Annotated in this window: 13 protein-coding genes; 5 read left to right on the top strand and 8 right to left on the bottom strand. The window is 71.1% G+C overall.

Going from position 1 to position 15,837, the window contains the following annotated elements:
• Positions 1-245: 245 nt before the first annotated feature.
• Both ACI379_RS10365 and ACI379_RS10360 read left to right on the top strand, forming a co-directional pair.
• A complete protein-coding gene (locus tag ACI379_RS10365) occupies positions 246-812 on the top strand; it encodes a DinB family protein (RefSeq protein WP_439792003.1) in 567 nt (188 codons plus the stop codon).
• 123 nt (positions 813-935) lie between these two features.
• The gene (locus tag ACI379_RS10360; RefSeq protein ID WP_439792002.1) at positions 936-1,475 is read left to right on the top strand and encodes a DinB family protein; all 540 of its coding nucleotides are present in this window, start codon (positions 936-938) and stop codon (positions 1,473-1,475) included.
• A gap of 71 nt (positions 1,476-1,546) precedes the next feature.
• Here ACI379_RS10360 and ACI379_RS10355 read toward each other — a convergent pair whose 3' ends face one another.
• Together ACI379_RS10355 and ACI379_RS10350 are read right to left on the bottom strand one after the other, a co-directional pair.
• Complete coding sequence (locus ACI379_RS10355; RefSeq protein ID WP_439792001.1) at positions 1,547-2,449, bottom strand: Ig-like domain repeat protein; 903 nt, start codon at positions 2,447-2,449, stop codon at positions 1,547-1,549.
• Positions 2,450-2,640: 191 nt separating this feature from the next.
• Positions 2,641-4,755: an FAD-dependent oxidoreductase gene (locus ACI379_RS10350; RefSeq protein ID WP_439792000.1), complete on the bottom strand. Its 2,115-nt coding sequence runs from the start codon at positions 4,753-4,755 to the stop codon at positions 2,641-2,643.
• 158 nt (positions 4,756-4,913) lie between these two features.
• On the opposite strand from ACI379_RS10350, the gene dapD reads away from it, so the two are divergent.
• The gene (gene dapD / locus ACI379_RS10345; protein ID WP_439791999.1) at positions 4,914-5,861 is read left to right on the top strand and encodes a 2,3,4,5-tetrahydropyridine-2,6-dicarboxylate N-succinyltransferase; all 948 of its coding nucleotides are present in this window, start codon (positions 4,914-4,916) and stop codon (positions 5,859-5,861) included.
• Between the two features lie 13 nt (positions 5,862-5,874).
• Entirely contained in the window at positions 5,875-6,837 is a 963-nt protein-coding gene (locus tag ACI379_RS10340; protein ID WP_439791998.1) for a hypothetical protein, read from the top strand.
• A gap of 38 nt (positions 6,838-6,875) precedes the next feature.
• On the opposite strand, the gene ACI379_RS10335 is transcribed toward ACI379_RS10340, so the two are convergent.
• From ACI379_RS10335 to fdxA, 3 genes are read right to left on the bottom strand one after another with little or no spacing between them, the layout of a single operon-like run.
• Positions 6,876-8,912, bottom strand: coding sequence for a CotH kinase family protein (locus tag ACI379_RS10335; protein ID WP_439791997.1), 2,037 nt, complete (start codon positions 8,910-8,912; stop codon positions 6,876-6,878).
• Between the two features lie 58 nt (positions 8,913-8,970).
• Positions 8,971-10,086 carry a succinyldiaminopimelate transaminase gene (gene dapC, locus ACI379_RS10330; RefSeq protein WP_439791996.1) on the bottom strand — a complete coding sequence of 372 codons (1,116 nt, stop codon included), beginning with the start codon at positions 10,084-10,086 and terminating at the stop codon, positions 8,971-8,973.
• Positions 10,087-10,413 carry a ferredoxin gene (fdxA, locus tag ACI379_RS10325; protein WP_439791995.1) on the bottom strand — a complete coding sequence of 109 codons (327 nt, stop codon included), beginning with the start codon at positions 10,411-10,413 and terminating at the stop codon, positions 10,087-10,089.
• A 53-nt stretch (positions 10,414-10,466) separates the two neighbouring features.
• On the opposite strand from fdxA, the gene ACI379_RS10320 reads away from it, so the two are divergent.
• A complete protein-coding gene (locus ACI379_RS10320) occupies positions 10,467-11,378 on the top strand; it encodes a GNAT family N-acetyltransferase (RefSeq protein WP_439791994.1) in 912 nt (303 codons plus the stop codon).
• Positions 11,379-11,388: 10 nt separating this feature from the next.
• Here the strand turns inward: ACI379_RS10320 and ACI379_RS10315 are convergent, their stop codons facing one another.
• From ACI379_RS10315 to ACI379_RS10305, 3 genes are read right to left on the bottom strand one after another with little or no spacing between them, the layout of a single operon-like run.
• Positions 11,389-12,645 carry an arginine deiminase gene (locus tag ACI379_RS10315; RefSeq protein ID WP_439791993.1) on the bottom strand — a complete coding sequence of 419 codons (1,257 nt, stop codon included), beginning with the start codon at positions 12,643-12,645 and terminating at the stop codon, positions 11,389-11,391.
• A gap of 40 nt (positions 12,646-12,685) precedes the next feature.
• Positions 12,686-14,140 (bottom strand): basic amino acid/polyamine antiporter, encoded by a 1,455-nt coding sequence (locus tag ACI379_RS10310; RefSeq protein ID WP_439791992.1) that lies wholly within the window; start codon positions 14,138-14,140, stop codon positions 12,686-12,688.
• Positions 14,137-15,606 carry a Na+/H+ antiporter NhaC family protein gene (locus ACI379_RS10305; RefSeq protein ID WP_439791991.1) on the bottom strand — a complete coding sequence of 490 codons (1,470 nt, stop codon included), beginning with the start codon at positions 15,604-15,606 and terminating at the stop codon, positions 14,137-14,139. The genes ACI379_RS10310 and ACI379_RS10305 overlap by 4 nt, the downstream gene beginning before the upstream one ends.
• Positions 15,607-15,837 lie beyond the last annotated feature (231 nt).

Below are 15,837 nucleotides of genomic sequence, written 5' to 3'. Positions count from 1 at the left end.
CCTCGCTTGTCCGTGCGCGTGGCACGGACCGCTCGTTGCCGGCTGTGACGGGCCACTCCCGTCCGGTTCTACTGGGGCGCTCCCCGGGGTGGGAGACCTGTTCTTCCGGAGGCTCGCCGCTGATGACGGCTCGAACGCCTGTCCTCCCAGCGTATCCCGCGGCCGCACGGGCGCCCAATCGGTTTGGCCGCTGCCGATTTCGCCGATTCGGGGCGCCGGGCAGCGTCTGGCTGTTCAATGTCTGCGTGAGCGAGACCTGGAGTGCGTTCGGCGCCAAGGCACCCGAACCCCCGTGGCGACCCCAGGCGACCCCTGCCACGCGACCCGCACGCGGCGAGAAGGCGACGGTGCTGGAGCACCTGGCCACGCAGCGGGCGACCCTGCTGGAGAAGTGCCGGGGGCTGGACGCCGAGCAGATGGCCCGGCGCGCCGTGCCGCCCTCCACGCTCTCGATGGTGGGCCTCGTACGACACCTCACCGGCGTCGAGCACCACTGGTTCCGCCGCGTCCTGGGAGAGCGGCTGGACCTGACGTACCTGTGGGCCGGCGACCCCTCCAACGGCTTCGACGACGTCACCCCGACGCCGCAGGCGGTGGCCGAGGCGTGGGAGAGCTGGCAGGCCGAGGTGGACCACGCGGACGAGCTGACCAGCGGGCTTCCCGAGGAGGCCTTCGAGGTCGAGATCCCCAAGGACGGCGACTCCACCATCAGCGTGCGCGACCTCGTCGTGCACGTCGTGGAGGAGTACGCACGGCACCTCGGGCACGCCGATCTGCTGCGTGAACGGCTCGACGGAAGTACCGGCGAGTAGCCCGCCCGGGACCCCCTGACCCGTCCGGGTGGTTGAGCACTGGACCATCTGGTCTAGACATCGAGAAAATTGGCCACCCGAAAGCGTTGCTTTTCGGGCCGCAGCACCCCGATCCTTGTCCCCATGAGCCAGTTCGCCGTGTGGACCCCGTCGGTCCCCTCACAGCGTCAGGTTCCCGCTGCGCCGCGAGGCGAGCGCCAGAACCTGGTCGAGTACCTCGACTACTACCGGGGTGCGCTGGAGCGGAAGTGCCAGGGCCTGACGGCGGAGCAGATGGGCACCCGCGCGGTCCCTCCGTCCGCCATCTCCCTGCTCGGCCTGGTCCGCCACCTCTCCCGCGTCGAGCACCACTGGTTCCGACGCATCCTGGGCAACGAGCCCACCCTCCCCCGCCTGTTCAGCGGCGAGGGTGACGACGCCGGCTTCGAGTTCGGCCACGAGGTCAACCAGGCCCTCGTCGACAGCGCGTGGGCGCTGTGGCGCTTCGAGGTCCACCACAGCCGTGACCTGCTGCGCCGCGTCGAGATGAGCGACCTGGTCCGCGTGGACGGACAGCTCAACGAGGTGCGCGACGTGGTCATGCACATGATCGAGGAGTACGCGCGCCACCTCGGGCACGCCGACCTCATCCGCGAGTGCATCGACGGCCGCACCGGCCACTGAGCACCCACTGACACACGACAGGAGGCCGTCACCCCAGGGGTGACGGCCTCCTGTGCTGTCCGGGACCGGCCTCAGGAGATCCTGATGACCTTCCGAGCGCTGGACTTCGTGTGCCGCGCCGAGCCCGCGTAGGTGGCCACGACGGTCAGCTTCCCCTTCTTGAGGGTGCCCAGGGCGAGGACGGCCTTCCCCTTGGTGAGGGTGACCTTCTTGGTCAGGTTCACCCGCTTCGTTCCGGACTTCCCGGTCACCTTGACGGTGACCTTGCCGGTCGGGGCCGTACCGCTCAGTGCCCTGACGGTCACGGCGACCTTGCCCTTGCGGCCCGCCTTGAACGAGCCCGGCGACACGGCCACCGAGGTGCCGATCTTGGTGGCGGGGGGCGTCACGTCGAGGGTGTCCACGACCAGGTTGGCCGGCGACGTGCAGTCGAGGACGAGGGAGCCCATGGACGCCAGCGGGTCGTTGCCCTTGGCGTCCTCGAGCTTGAGGGAGACCGCGACACGCTTGCCCAGGATCGTGGACGGTCCGGCGGCCGACGGCGCCGTCGCAGACAACGGGCCGCGCGCGCTGACGGAGAACCCGCCGGCGTTGACGGGCTGGCTGACCTCGGGGCTGGTCGTGACCACGTCGACCCCGCCCACGGACACGGTGGTCCGGAACGTGGCCGAGAACGTGACGATCCCGAACCCCGCCATGGCACCGGCGACCTCGGCCGGGATGTCGACCGACGTCGTGACGTTGCCGTTGAGGGCGCTACCAGCTGGTGCGCTCGCTGCGAGGTCGGTGTCGAGGCCGAACTTGATCGGCCACGGCACGTCGTCGCCGTAGGCGGTGCACACGTGGTCCGCCGGCGCTGCAGCGGCCAGCGCCGTTCCTGGCGCGGCGAGCACCGCACCTGCGAGCACGACGGCCGCCGCAGCGGCCCCTCCCCTGACCCGCACCCGTGCGCGGCGTCGTACGAACTCGTTCATGGCACCCTCCCGATGTCATGTCCGCGACGGCGCCGAGTGCGACCGTCCCGCGTGACCCTAGCCACGCGGCGACGACATGGGAATAGGTTCGTGACCCGCGGGTAACTTCTCGGCCGACCGTGCCCGGGAACGCCGACGGGGCGGCCGGTGGACCGACCGCCCCGGCGGGACGTCTGGGTGGAGCCGGAGGCTCAGAGCGTCGCCGCGACTCCCCAGGCAGAGTGGATGGCGCCGTGGATGTAGCCCACCTCGCCGGCGTCACCCACCACGTCGACGCTCACACCGGCCGCGCGCAGGGCGTCGGCGAGCGGGGCGGCGGCGGTGGTGCCGTCGGCGTACACGACCATGTCCGCCGGAGCGGTGTGCAGCGTCTCGCCCTCGCGCCACTCCACCGAGCTCTCGGTGATGCGCTCGACCGTGACGTTGCGGTGGATCGCGACGCCGTGCTCCTTGGAGTCCTTGACCGCGGTCCAGCGGCGCGGCATCGCCAGCGGGAGGCCCAGCGCCTGGGACTCGTGGAGCAGGGTGACGTTGCGGTCGCGGTGGGCCAGGAACTCGGCCAGCTCGAGCCCGACCAGCGAACCACCGATGACCACGACGTCCTTGCCCATCGGCAGGAACTTCTTGGTCACCTGACGCACCGCCTCGGGGCTCTTGGTGACGCCCGACAGCTTGCCGAGCTTGCCGAGCGTACGCAGGACCAGGCCGGCGTCGCCCTTCTCCGCGCTGCCCAGCATGAGGGCACGCAGGGTGTCGCCGGTCTGGACGATCGGCAGGTCGCCGCCGGGGAAGTCGGGCTTGGGCCGCACCGCACCGGTCGCGACCACGACGTGGTCGGGAGCGAGCGCGCGGACCGTCTCCACGGTCGCCTCCGTCTTGAGGCGCACGTCGATGCCGAGGCGCTCGACCTCCTCGCGCAGCCACACCAGCAGCCGCTCGTTGTCGGGGGTGGTGAGCGTGGAGAACCACATGGTGCCGCCGATGCGGTCCGACTTGTCCAGCACCGTCACACGGTGCCCGCGCTCGGTGAGCACGCGGGCCGTCTCCAGCCCGCCGGGGCCGGCGCCGACCACGACGACGTGCTTGCGGGTGCGCGTCGGCAGCAGCGGCAGGACCGTCTCGTTGCCCAGCGCCGGGTTGACCGCGCAGAACGGGGTGTCGTCGAAGAAGTTCTCGTTGACGCACAGGTAGCAGTTGATGCAGGGGCGGACCTGGTCGGCGCGTCCCTCGGTGATCTTGTTGGGCAGCTCCGGGTCGGCCAGGAGCTGGCGTCCCATCGCGGCGAAGTCGATGCGACCGCCGGCGATCGCCTCCTCGGCGACCTCGGGCAGCATCCGGCCCACCGCGATCACGGGGATGGAGACGTGCTTCTTGACCTCGGCGGCGGCGTCGACGTACGCCCCGACCTTGTTGGGCAGCGGGCCGTCGGTGAAGTTGGCGAACGGGTTGCGGCCCCAGCCGGTGACGTGGATGGCGTCGGCGCCGGCCTTCTCGAAGAGTGCGGCGGCCTGCGTGGACTCCGCCAGGGTGAGGCCGCCCTCCTGGCCGAACTCCTCGCCCGCGACACGCACGATGACGGCGAGCCGGTCCCCCACGCGCTCGCGGACGGCGCTGATGACCCGTACGGCCAGGCGGGCCCGGTTCTCCAGGGAACCGCCGTACTCGTCGGTGCGCAGGTTGTCGCGCTGGTTGAGGAAGACGCCGAGGATGTAGCCGTGGGCGACGTGGATCTCGATCGCGTCCGCGCCGGCGCGGGCGATGCGGTCGGCGGCCTCGGCCCAGGTCTCCACGAGCCAGTCGATGTCCTCGAGGGTCATCTCGTGGTACTCGCCCTGCTTGCCGCCGGTCGCGGCAGCCATCCGGCCGAGCTCTTCGCGGGTGCAGTCCGCCATGGCGCTCATGTCGTAGGTGTAGTCGGGGATGCTGGGCGCGATCAGCGGCCGGTCGTTCGCGGTGTCGACGCGCGCCACCTTGCCGTGGTGGGTCGACTGGATGCAGAGCTTGGAGCCGGCGGCGTGCACCGCGTCGGCGAGGGCCTTCATCCCGGGGATGTACTTGTCGTCCGAGAGGCCGGGCTCCTTGAGGGAGGCCGCACCGACCGGGAAGGCGATCGCGCACGCGCCGGTGATGATGAGGCCCGCGCCACCTGCCGCCCGCGCGACGTAGTGGTCGATCTCGGTCTGCTCGATCTCGCCGTGCTCGGAGACGTTCATGTCCATCGCGGGGAGGACGATGCGGTTGCGCAGCTCCATCGGGCCGATGCGGCCGGGAGCGGTCAGGTGCTGGAATGTCGGGCTCTTGCTCACTCATCGACTGTATGCCTGCCCTGCGCGGTCGCGTGGGGTCCGTCGCGCCCACCGGGAGAAAAGGGTGTCGTGGGTCACGGCGCGACGCTCCGCACTGGTGTATCGCGAGGCGGGTCGTGGCACCGGCGGTGCGGCCCGGTTCCGTAGAATCCAGCAGCGTGACTGACGTTCTTGCCACCACTGCCTGGGGCCACGGCCTCGCCACCATCGACGCGGAGGGCAACGTCCTCGACGTCTGGTTCCCCGCCCCCGCCCTGGGCGACTCGGACGGGTCGCAGCCCCCGGCCGAGCTGGCAGCCCTCGTCGGTGCCGACGAGGCCCGCCGGGTGACGCGCGAGCTGCGTACGGTCACCATCGACGACCTGTCGACGGCCCCGACCTCGACCGAGGACGTGTGGCTGCGCCTGCACCTGCTCTCCTCGCGCCTGGTCCGCCCGCACACGATCTCGATGGACGGCGTCTTCGGCCTGCTGACCAACGTGGTGTGGACCTCCGCCGGCCCGTGCGCCATCGAGGGCTTCGAGCTCACCCGCGCCCGCCTGCGCGCGGCCGGGCAGCACGTGACCGTGTTCGGGGTCGACAAGTTCCCCCGTCTGGTCGACTACGTCATCCCCAGCGGCGTCCGGATCGCCGACGCCGACCGGGTCCGCCTGGGCGCCCACCTGGCCAGCGGCACCACCGTGATGCACGAGGGCTTCGTCAACTTCAACGCCGGCACGCTGGGCGCCTCGATGGTCGAGGGCCGCATCTCGGCCGGCGTCGTCGTGGGCGACGGCTCCGACGTCGGCGGCGGCGCCTCGATCATGGGCACCCTGTCGGGCGGCGGCAAGGAGGTCATCTCCGTGGGTGAGCGGTGCCTGCTCGGCGCCAACGCGGGCATCGGCATCTCCCTGGGCGACGACTGCGTGGTCGAGGCCGGCTGCTACGTCACCGCCGGCACCAAGGTGACCGTACTGTCGGGCGAGGAGTCCCGCGTGGTGAAGGCGTCGGAGCTCTCCGGCGCCTCCAACGTGCTGTTCCGCCGCAACTCGGTCACCGGCGCGGTCGAGGCGGTCGCCTGGAAGGGCGACGGCATCGCCCTCAACGCCGTCCTGCACGCCAACTGAGCCCGGAGCCGTCGTGTCCCGGGGGTGGAGGGTCGGGCTCGGTGTCCTCGTCGTGCTGGCCCTGCTGGCCAGCGTCGGGGTGTACGCGCTGGGCCGCCTCCGGGGCATCGGCCCGCTGGCGGGTCCGGAGCGCTGCGTCGCGGAGGTGGACGGGCACCGCGTCACGCTGAGCCCGGAGCAGGCGGGCAACGCCGCGCTGATCACGGCCCTGTCCGTGCAGCGCGGGATGCCGGCCCGGGCGGCCACGATCGCGTTGGCCACCGCGTACCAGGAGTCGGGGATGCTCAACATCGAGCACGGTGACCGCGACTCGGTGGGGCTGTTCCAGCAGCGGCCCTCGCAGGGCTGGGGCACGGTCGAGCAGATCCTCGACCCGGTGTACGCGACCAACCGCTTCTACGACGCCTTGGCGAAGGTCTCCGGCTACCGGGAGATGGAGATCACCGTCGCGGCCCAGACGGTGCAGCGCTCGGCCCACCCGGAGGCGTACGCGAAGCACGAGGCCGACGCCCGCGTCCTGGCCTCCGCGCTGACCGGGAACTCGCCGGAGGCGTTCTGGTGCTCGTTGGCCGACGACGAGGCCGAGGACGTGCTCGAGCTCGACGAGGCCGGTCTGGTCCCGCGCGCGGCGGCGGTGCGGGAGGAGATCGACGCCCTGTTCGGGGTGCCGCTCGGTGGCTTCGAGCCGCGCGGCGTCAGCACCGGCCACATGCGGGGTTCGGCCCACTACGAGGGTCGGGCGATCGACGCGTTCGTACGCCCGGTCAACGCGGAGAACCGCAAGCTGGGCTGGGCGATCGCCCACTACCTGGTGGCCCAGGCGGACCGTCTGGCCATCGAGACGGTGATCTTCGACGACCGGATCTGGAAGGCCGGCCGGGACGAGTGGCGCGACTACCGCGTCCCGTCGAGCTCGCGCGGCGACCGGGCGATCCTGGAGCACCGGGACCACGTCCACGTGGACACCGCGCGGTAGCGCGAACCTGGGAGAGCGCGGTAGGTCGCGTCACCCTCTCAGGGCAGGGTGTCGCTGCCCAGCGTCGGCATCGCCCGGTCGAGCCAGGCGATGCGCTGGGCGTACCAGGTGACCACGGTGTCGGCGTGGGGGCGCCACGTCGTGTGGTGCAGGATCGTGGTTCCTCCGTCGAGGATGGTCGGCCCGAGGAACTGGCCGGCACCGCCCTCGGCGCGGGGCGCGAAGTTGCGTTCCGCGGCCGCCTGGATCCGGTCGGCGTGCGCGGCCAGGTCGGGCACCAGCGCGTGGAGCCGTGGGGAGATCCGCTGCCAGCGTTGCTTGACGAGGTCGCGGAAGACCGGGTCCTTCAGCATCCGGTTGATCCACGAGCCCTCCGGCCCGTCCGCCATGCCGGGGGATCGTTCGACGCCGGGCTTCAACGGGCCGTGGTGCAGGAACCAGCCCTCGGGGTCGTCCACGCCGAAGGCCGTCTGGTAGCCGGCGGACTGGTCGTGGTCCCAGGGCGGCCCCATGGTGAGGGGTCCCCCGACGTCGCGCTTGATCCACACGCTGGTGCCGAAGTTGGACTCGACGTTCTTGGTGAGCTCGTTGACCAGGTACCAGTCGGCGATCTCCTCGAGGCCGACCAGCGGCCGGTACCCGTGGACGGGGTCGAGGAACTCCTCGGAGTAGAGGACGTCCTCGAAGGCCTGGATCTGCGCGGCGACCTGGTCGAGGTACGCCTGGGTGTCGGCGCCGCCCTCCTTGAGGTAGATCTGGATGCCCTGGGTGGTGACGAAGGACGGGTCGGTGTCGGGCCAGTGGTCGGCCTCGAGCAGGAAGCCGCCGTCGGCGGGGTCCTCGGGGAGCTCGTCGGCGCCGAGGTCGACGCGCCCGGGCTCGACCTCGATCCCCTCGCCCAGCTGGTAGACGCCGCGGTAGGTGCCGTTGAGCCACACCTCGACGTCGTACATCCGCGGTGACCACTCCACGCCGATGCGTCGGGCGGCGTGGAAGGCTGCCGCGTTGCGCATCAGGGAGCGGTCGTAGAAGTTGGCGAGCAGCACCCAGTCCTTGGAGGCGGGCATGCCGAGGAGGCTGGTGCGCTCGTCGAGCTTCACCTTGTACGGCAGCTTGACCTGCGCCCACGACGTCGAGTTGCCGCGTACGCGGAGCCGTCCGCCGACCGCGGCGGAGGCCAGGGGCGCCCCTGAACCGTCCGTCGTCCCGGACGCGTCCAGCGTGATCTGCGCGCGCGAGTAGTCGGTCTTGCTGAGGACGTCCTGCCCGTCCTCGGTGACGACGTCGACGCGCGGCAGGGTTCCCCGGGCCACCGGGTCGGGGGCAGCCGGCTCCAGGACGGTCAGCGGGTGCACCGACTCGGAGGTGGCCAGGCGCCGCGTGGGTTGCGCGGTGACGCGCAGGAGGTGCCCCCCGGGCGCGAGCGTCGAGGTGGGCAGGGTGACCCGCGCCTGCGTGCCCTGGCGGACCTCGCCGACGGCCACCCACGCGTCGTGCTCGAGGACCTCGACGGTGACCCGGCGTCCGGCCTCGACCGGTCGCACGTCCGCGGTCCACGCCTCCGTGCCGGGCTCGCTCCACGACTCGCCGTCGACGGTGAGGGTGGTGGCCACGAGGCCGGGGACGACGCGTACCGCCGGGGAGCGCCAGCGGGCCGCGGGGCGCGAGGTGCCGGGGCGCCTTGCGCGGGGCGCCTCGACGCGGAAGTGGCCGGCCGTCGCGACCGGGCGGCTGAGCCGGTAAGCGCCGGAGCGCGTGCTGCGGGCGCGGGCGACGGTGCGCCAGACCCCGTCGGTGCGCCGCTGCAGCCGGACGGTACGGGCGAACGCGGTGCGGGTCCGCCCGGTGAAGGTGACCATGTCGCCGGGCGCGGGTGCCGCGGGGTGCGTCCGGGGTGCGTCGCCGCGCACGACGGGTGCGCTCGCCGACGGGGCCACGACCTCGGCGTCGGCCGGCTCCGCCCCGGCCTGCGCGGTCGGGCTCAGCGCGGCCAGCGACGTGGTCGCCAGGAGCGTGACGAGCGCCCCCACCGACCGTCGCCACGGGAACCGACGGTCAGCGTTGGAGCCCCACATGGGCGTCATTATGGCCCAACTCCCCCGTGCTCCGGAGCCGGATCGGACGAGGTGGGTCTCAGGCGTCGAGGCGTGCGATGGCGGCGTCGATCCGCTCGTCGGTGGCCGTGATCGCGATCCGTACGTGCTGCGCACCGGCGGGGCCGTAGAAGTCGCCGGGCGCGGCGAGGATGCCGCGTTCGGCGAGCCACGCGACGGTCTCCCAGCACGGTTCGCCGCGGGTCGACCAGAGGTACAGCGCCGCCTCGGAGTGGTCCACGCGGAACCCGGCGCGCTCGAGGGCGGCCTTGAGCCGCACCCGGCGGGCCGCGTACACGGCGTGCTGGGCGTCGACGTGCTCGTCGTCGGCCAGGGCCGCAGCCATGGCGTGCTGCTGGGGGCCGGGCATCATGAGGCCGAGGTTCTTGCGGACCGCGAGCAGCTCCTTGACGACGGCCGGGTCGCCGACCACCGACGCGCAGCGGTAGCCGCCCAGGTTGGACTGCTTGGACAGCGAGTGGATCGCGAGGATGCCCTCGTGGCTGTCACCGCACACGTCGGGGTGCAGCACCGAGACGGGCAGGTTGTCCGGGTCCCACGCGCACTCGAGGTAGCACTCGTCTGAGATGAGGAGCGTCCCCCGGTCGCGGCACCACTCGACGACCTTCTTGAGGTGCTCGACCCCCAGGACGCGGCCGGTCGGGTTGGAGGGGCTGTTGATCCACAGGATCGCGGGCACCTCAGGACCGATCGCGGTGAGCGAGTCGGTGGCCAGCGAGCGGGCACCGGCCAGTGCGGTGCCGACCTCGTACGTCGGGTAGGCCAGCTCGGGGTGGACCACCAGGTCGCCGGGACCGACGCCGAGGTGGAACGCCATCGAGGCGATGAGCTCCTTGGAACCGACGACGGGCAGCACGGCGTCGAGGCCGAGGCCGCGCACGCCGAAGCGGCGCCCCAACCAGTCGATGACGGCCTGCCGGGTCTCGACCAGGCCGATCGTCACCGGGTATCCGGGCGAGTCGGCGGCCGCGCGCAGGGCGTCGGCCACCACGTCCGGCGTCGGGTCCACGGGGGTGCCGACCGAGAGGTCGACGATCCCGTCGGGGTGGGCCCGCGCCGTCGCGGCGTACGAGGTCAGCTTGTCCCAGGGGAAGTCGGGGAGCCTCGCGGAGACTCCCCCGAGCGGAGCGGGCACTTACTCGTCGTGCTCCTGCGGCGGGAGAGCCGCGACGAACGCGTGGTCGGAGTCGATCTCGCCCATCTTGGCGGCGCCACCGGGCGAGCCGAGGTCGGAGAAGAAGCCGACGTTGGCGTCGTAGAAGTCCTTCCACTCCTCGGGGACGTCGTCCTCGTAGAAGATGGCCTCGACGGGGCAGACGGGCTCACAGGCACCGCAGTCGACGCACTCGTCGGGGTGGATGTACAGCATCCGCTTGCCCTCGTAGATGCAGTCCACGGGGCACTCGTCGACGCACGCTCGGTCCTTGAGGTCGACGCACGGCTGGGCGATGACGTAGGTCACCAGTTCCTCCTGGGGCGGGTGAAGCGGATGTGGTTCAACTCTAATATCACCACATGCAGTTCGGCGCGGAACACCACACTCTGGGAAGCCATCGACTCGGCCCACAGGTGGTGGGTCAACGGATCGTCCTCCGGCACCTGCTCCCGGATGGCCGAGCCACCGACATACTGGGAGTATGTCAGACGTGGGGGCCCACGTCAGCCGTGCTCCAGACAGATCGCGGCACCGTCGAGGTCCCCCTCGCCACGATCGTCACCGGCAAGCCCGTCCCTCCCCGTGCGTCGGTGCGCCAGCGGGTACCCGCTCACGTCGCTGAGCGGCACGCGCTCGCACTGTGGCCGCACGTCGAGACCGCCGTGCTGGGCGAGTGGGTGCTGCGCTGCGACCCCGCCCCCGTCGGGCGCCCCCTCAAGCGCGCCAACTCTGCCCTCGCGCTCGGGGACAGCGGGCTGGAGCCTGCCGAGGCCGCGGAGGCGGTGCAGGCGTTCTACGCGGCCCGCGGGCGCCCCGCCATGGCCCAGGTGGAGGCCGGGTCCGCCACCGAGGAGGCCCTGACGACGCTGGGGTGGCAGCCCGTGCCCGGGGGCGACTCGCACTTCCAGGTCGCCTCGCTGGCCACCGCGCTGCGCGCCAGCCGGGGCCCGGCACCGGTCGAGGAGGTGCACCTGGCGGTCGACGGCGACCGGGTCGAGGTCGTCGTCGGGGACGGCGTCGCGCGCGGCCGGGCCGGGTTCCACGAGGACTGGCTCGGCCTGCACGGAGTCGAGGTCGACCCCGCCCACCGCCGGCGAGGACTGGCTCGAGCCGTCGTCGCGGAGCTCCTCGACTGGGGCGGCTCCCTGGGCGCCACCACGGCGTGGCTGCACGTGGAGGTCGACAACGACGCCGCCCTGGCGCTGTACGGGCCGCTCGGCTTCCGTACGCACCACTCGCTGCGGTACCTCACCCCGGCCGGGCCGGGGTGAGGCCACGGCGTCAGTAGTCGACGGGGTCCCGCACGATCGGGCAGGTCATGCAGTGGCCGCCGCCGCGGCCCCGGCCGAGCTCGGCGCCGACGATCGTGATGACCTCGATGCCGGCCTTGCGCAGCAGGGTGTTGGTGAGCGTGTTGCGGTCGTAGGTGAACACCACGCCGGGCTCCACCGCGACCGCGTTGTTGCCGCTGTCCCACTGCTGGCGCTCGGACTGGTACACGTCTCCCCCGGTGTCGATCACGCGCAGCGCGTCCAGGCCCAGGGCCTTCGCGACCACGTCGACGAACGGGGTGCTCCCCTCGTCCACGACCTCCACGCCCGGAGCCTTGTCGGAGGGCAGCAGCGTGAACGTGTGCACCGCGTCCATGATCTTCGGGTACAGGGTGACCACGTCGCGGTCCACGAACGTGAAGACCGTGTCCAGGTGCATGGCGGCACGCAGCCGCGGCATCCCGGCGACGATCACCCGCTGGGCGGCCCCCTGCTCGAACAGCGCCTTCGCGACCTGGGTGATGGCCTGGCGCGAGGTCCGCTCGCTCATCCCCATCAGCACCACGCCGTTGCCGACCGGCATGATGTCGCCGCCCTCGAAGGTGGCCTGGCCCCACTCCTTCTCGGGGTCGCCCCACCACACCGTGGAGCCGACGAAGTCGGGGTGGAAGGAGTAGATCGCCTTGTACAGCAGCGTCTCCTCCTTGCGCGCCGGCCAGTACAGCGGGTTCATGGTCAGCCCGCCGTACAGCCAGCAGGTCGTGTCGCGGGTGTACAGGGTGTTGGGCAGCGGCGGGAGGAGGTACTCGCGGGCGCCCGTGGACTCCTGCACCAGGGCGAGGTAGTCGGAACGGAAGTCGGACGGCAGGTCGCTGGTGGCCAGGCCGCCGATCATGAACTCGCTCAGCTGCCGCGGCTCCAGCTCGCTGAGGTAGGCGCGGGTGTCGTCGACCAGGCCCAGCCCCACGTGGTTGAGCTCGACCTTGCGGTCCAGCAGCCAGTCCTTGGCCCCCTCGACCTGCAGCGTCTGGGCCAGCACGTCGTGCAGCTCGACGACCTCGACCCCGCGCTGGGTCAGCTTGTTGACGAAGTCCGCGTGGTCGCGCTGGGCGTTCTCCACCCACATCACGTCGTCGAAGAGCAGGTCGTCGTTGTTGGACGGCGTGAGTCGGCGGTGCGCCAACCCCGGTGAGCACACCAGGACCTTTCTCAGCCTGCCGACCTCGGAGTGCACTCCGTAGGTGGTGGAAGCGGTGGCCTCGGTCATGGGTGACGCCTTTCTCACGAAGTACGGGCTGACGATGGGATCACAGTGCGATGCGGCCGGTCCAGAGTCCGACCGCGCCGATGACGCCGGCGACGACGATGACGGCGCACAGCGCCGCCTCCGTCGGCGTGAAGAGGCGCTGGTTGCTCTCGCTGCGCGCCTTCACGTAGAGCAGCGTCGCAGGCGCGAGCAGCACAGTCGAGAGGAGGAGGAACTGAAGTCCGGCGGCGTCGAACAGGAACATCGTGTACACCGTCGCGATGCCGGCCACCACCGTCTCCCTGCGGCGGCGCGCCGGGTCGACCCCGTCGTACCCCTCGCCGGTGATGCCGATCTTCAACGCGTACGCCGCGGCCAGGAAGTACGGGATCAGGGCGAGCGAGGTGCACAGGTCGAGCATGAAGTTGAGGGCGTCGGTCAGCACCAGCGTCACGGCCAGCAGCGCCTGGACCGCCATCGAGGTGACGATGAGCGCCGTGATGGGGGTGCCGTTGGCGTTCTCGCGCCCCAGGAACTTCGGGAAGTCGTCACTCTTGGCCGGCACGTACATGACCTCGGCGGCCATCAGCGTCCACGCGAGGTAGGCGCCGAGGACCGACACGATGACGGCGAGCGAGATGAACGTCCCGCCCCACGGGCCCACCACGTGCTCGAAGAGGCCGATCATCGAGGGCTGCCGCGTCCCCGCGATCTCCGGCTGCGCCATCACGGAGTACGACGACAGCGTCACCAGGGCGAAGATGGAGAGCACGCTCAGGAAGCCCAGCACCGTCGCCTTGCCGACGTCCTCACGCTTCTTGGCGTAGCGCGAGTAGACCGACGCCCCCTCGATGCCCAGGAACACGAACGTCGTCACGATCATCGTGTTGCGGACCTGCTCGTTGAGGCCGCCCAGGTCGCCGTACCCGTACGCGGTCCAGTTGTCGGCGAAGATCCCCGAGTCGAAGGCGGCGAAGAGGACCACGATGAAGACCAGGATCGGCAGGACCTTGAAGATCGTCACGATCCGGTTGATGATCGCCGCGTCCCGCACACCGCGCGCGATCAGCACGTGGAAGAGCCACACCCCCGCGCTGCCCAGGGCCGCGGCCAGGACGGTGTCGCCGTCGCCGAAGCCGTGGAACCAGGTGCTCATCGTGGCGCCGATGAAGACCCAGTAGAAGGCGTTGCCGGCCACCGCGCTGGCCCAGAAGCCGATGGCGGAGTTGAAGCCCGCGTAGTCACCGAACCCGGCCTTGGCGTAGATGAAGACGCCGGAGTCGAGGTCGGGACGGCGTACGGCGAGGTTCTGGAAGACGAAGGCCAGCATCAGCATGCCGGTGCCGGCGATCGCCCACGCGATCAAGGACCCCAAGATGCCTGTGGCAACGCCGAAGCGGGCCGGCAACGAGAAGACTCCCGCCCCGACCATGCCGCCCACCACCATCATGGTCAGCGTCGGCAGACTCATCTTCCCCGAGTCGGCGGCGGGGGGTGACGCGGTGTCCTGACTCATACCGTCTCCTGGTCGCTCGTGGTGTGGTCGGGGTCGATCGGCTCGACGCGCTCGATCCGGAATCCGGTGACGCCGTACAGCACGCTGAGCGCCGGACTGGCGTAGCAGAAGACCGCGTACGGCAGGTACAGGAGCGTGCCCACGCCGAGGGTCGCCGACATGAAGGCGCCGCACGAGTTCCACGGCACCAGTGGCGAGGTCACGGTGCCGCAGTCCGCGGCGAGCCGGGACAGGTTGGTCGGTGCCAGTCCCCGGCGGGCGAACTCCGCGCGGAAGATCCGGCTGGGCAGGACGAGGGCGATGTACTGGTCGCCCGCGACGACATTGAGGCCCACGCCGCAGGCGAACACGGTGAGGAACAACCGTCCGGTGGTCGAGGCGGCCCGGACCATGGGCTGCACGAGACGGTCGATGAGCCCGAAGTCGGCCAGCATGGCGCCGAAGGTGACGGCCCCGATGATCAGCCAGATCGTGAGCAGCATGCTGTCCATGCCGCCACGCGACAGGAGACGGTCGATGTCGGCGATTCCGGAGTCGATGGTGAAGCCGTTGGCCATCGCCGTCCACACCGCCTTGATCGACTCGAGGACGACGTTGCCCTCGCCCACGACGAAGCCGGCGTACACGTCGGGTTGCAGGAACGCCCCGAGAAGTCCGGCGAACAACGTCGCTGCCCCCAGGGCCAACGACGCCGGGACCCGGCGGGCCGACAGCACGGCGAGCAGGAGCAGCGGCAGCAGCGCCCACGGGGTGATCGTGTAGATCTCGTCGAGCATGGCCAGGTCCGAGGTCGTCTCGGCCTCGGACGCCGTGGCGGAGGTGCTGGCCGCCAGCGCCGAGAACACGCCGATCGCGATCAGGAACGCCGGCACCGAGGTCCACACCTGGCGCTTGATGTGCTCGTAGACATCCACCTCGACCATCTGGGCGGTGAGGATCGTGGTCTCCGACAGCGGCGACGTCTTGTCCCCCAGGTACGCGCCCGAGATGACGGCGCCCGCGGTGATGGCGGGCGAGACCCCGATGAGGTCGGCGACGCCCACCAGCCCGACACCGATGGTCGCCGCGGTGGTCCAGGAACTGCCAATACTCAGCGCCACGATCCCGCAGATGACGGCGGCGGCAGGGTAGTACCACTGGGGCGAGAGCACCTGCATGCCGTAGTGGACCAGGGTGGGGATGGTCCCCGACAGGTTCCAGACGCCGATCAGGGCGCCGACGGCCAGCAGGATGAAGATGGCGCTGGTGATGGATGCCAGGGCGGCCCGTCCGGTCTCCTGCACGACCCCGAACGTGTGACCGTTCCTCATCGCGATCAGCGCGGTGACGGCGCAGCACAGCACCAGGGCCACTTGGATGGGGCCGTCGAGCGCGTCCAACCCGAACAGCGCGAGCGCTCCCGCGATCATCCCCGCCAGCAACACCAGGGGCAGCACGGCGTCGAGAAGGGTGGGGGTGCGTGTCACCGTCTCTGCCTCGTGTGCACCCATGGAACCCCGGTGGAATCTGGGAGGAGGCGACCCGCGTCACGTGGACGGACTCGCCGCGGGTCGCCTGTCACCCGCCGTTTCCAAACGTGGCACGGCCCACACGCGATGCAGCAGGGCCGAAAGTCCTTACCTGCTGGCGCCCTCGGTGGGGACGGGTCAGTCGTCCTTGCCGGACGACGGCTTCTTGCACACGACGGTGTCGCTGGG

It is taken from the genome of Nocardioides sp. (genome assembly GCF_051876515.1).
GTDB lineage: Bacteria > Actinomycetota > Actinomycetes > Propionibacteriales > Nocardioidaceae > Nocardioides.
This window is presented reverse-complemented; position numbering and strand designations above follow the sequence as displayed.

What these genes read in the sequence shown, in the direction of transcription:
- ACI379_RS10360 (WP_439792002.1), top strand. Translation starts at nt 936, where the DNA reads ATGAGCCAGTTCGCCGTGTGGACCCCGTCGGTCCCCTCACAGCGTCAG.
- ACI379_RS10355 (WP_439792001.1), bottom strand. Translation starts at nt 2,449, where the DNA reads ATGAACGAGTTCGTACGACGCCGCGCACGGGTGCGGGTCAGGGGAGGG.
- ACI379_RS10335 (WP_439791997.1), bottom strand. Translation starts at nt 8,912, where the DNA reads ATGTGGGGCTCCAACGCTGACCGTCGGTTCCCGTGGCGACGGTCGGTG.
- ACI379_RS10320 (WP_439791994.1), top strand. Translation starts at nt 10,467, where the DNA reads ATGCAGTTCGGCGCGGAACACCACACTCTGGGAAGCCATCGACTCGGC.
- ACI379_RS10315 (WP_439791993.1), bottom strand. Translation starts at nt 12,645, where the DNA reads ATGACCGAGGCCACCGCTTCCACCACCTACGGAGTGCACTCCGAGGTC.
- ACI379_RS10310 (WP_439791992.1), bottom strand. Translation starts at nt 14,140, where the DNA reads ATGAGTCAGGACACCGCGTCACCCCCCGCCGCCGACTCGGGGAAGATG.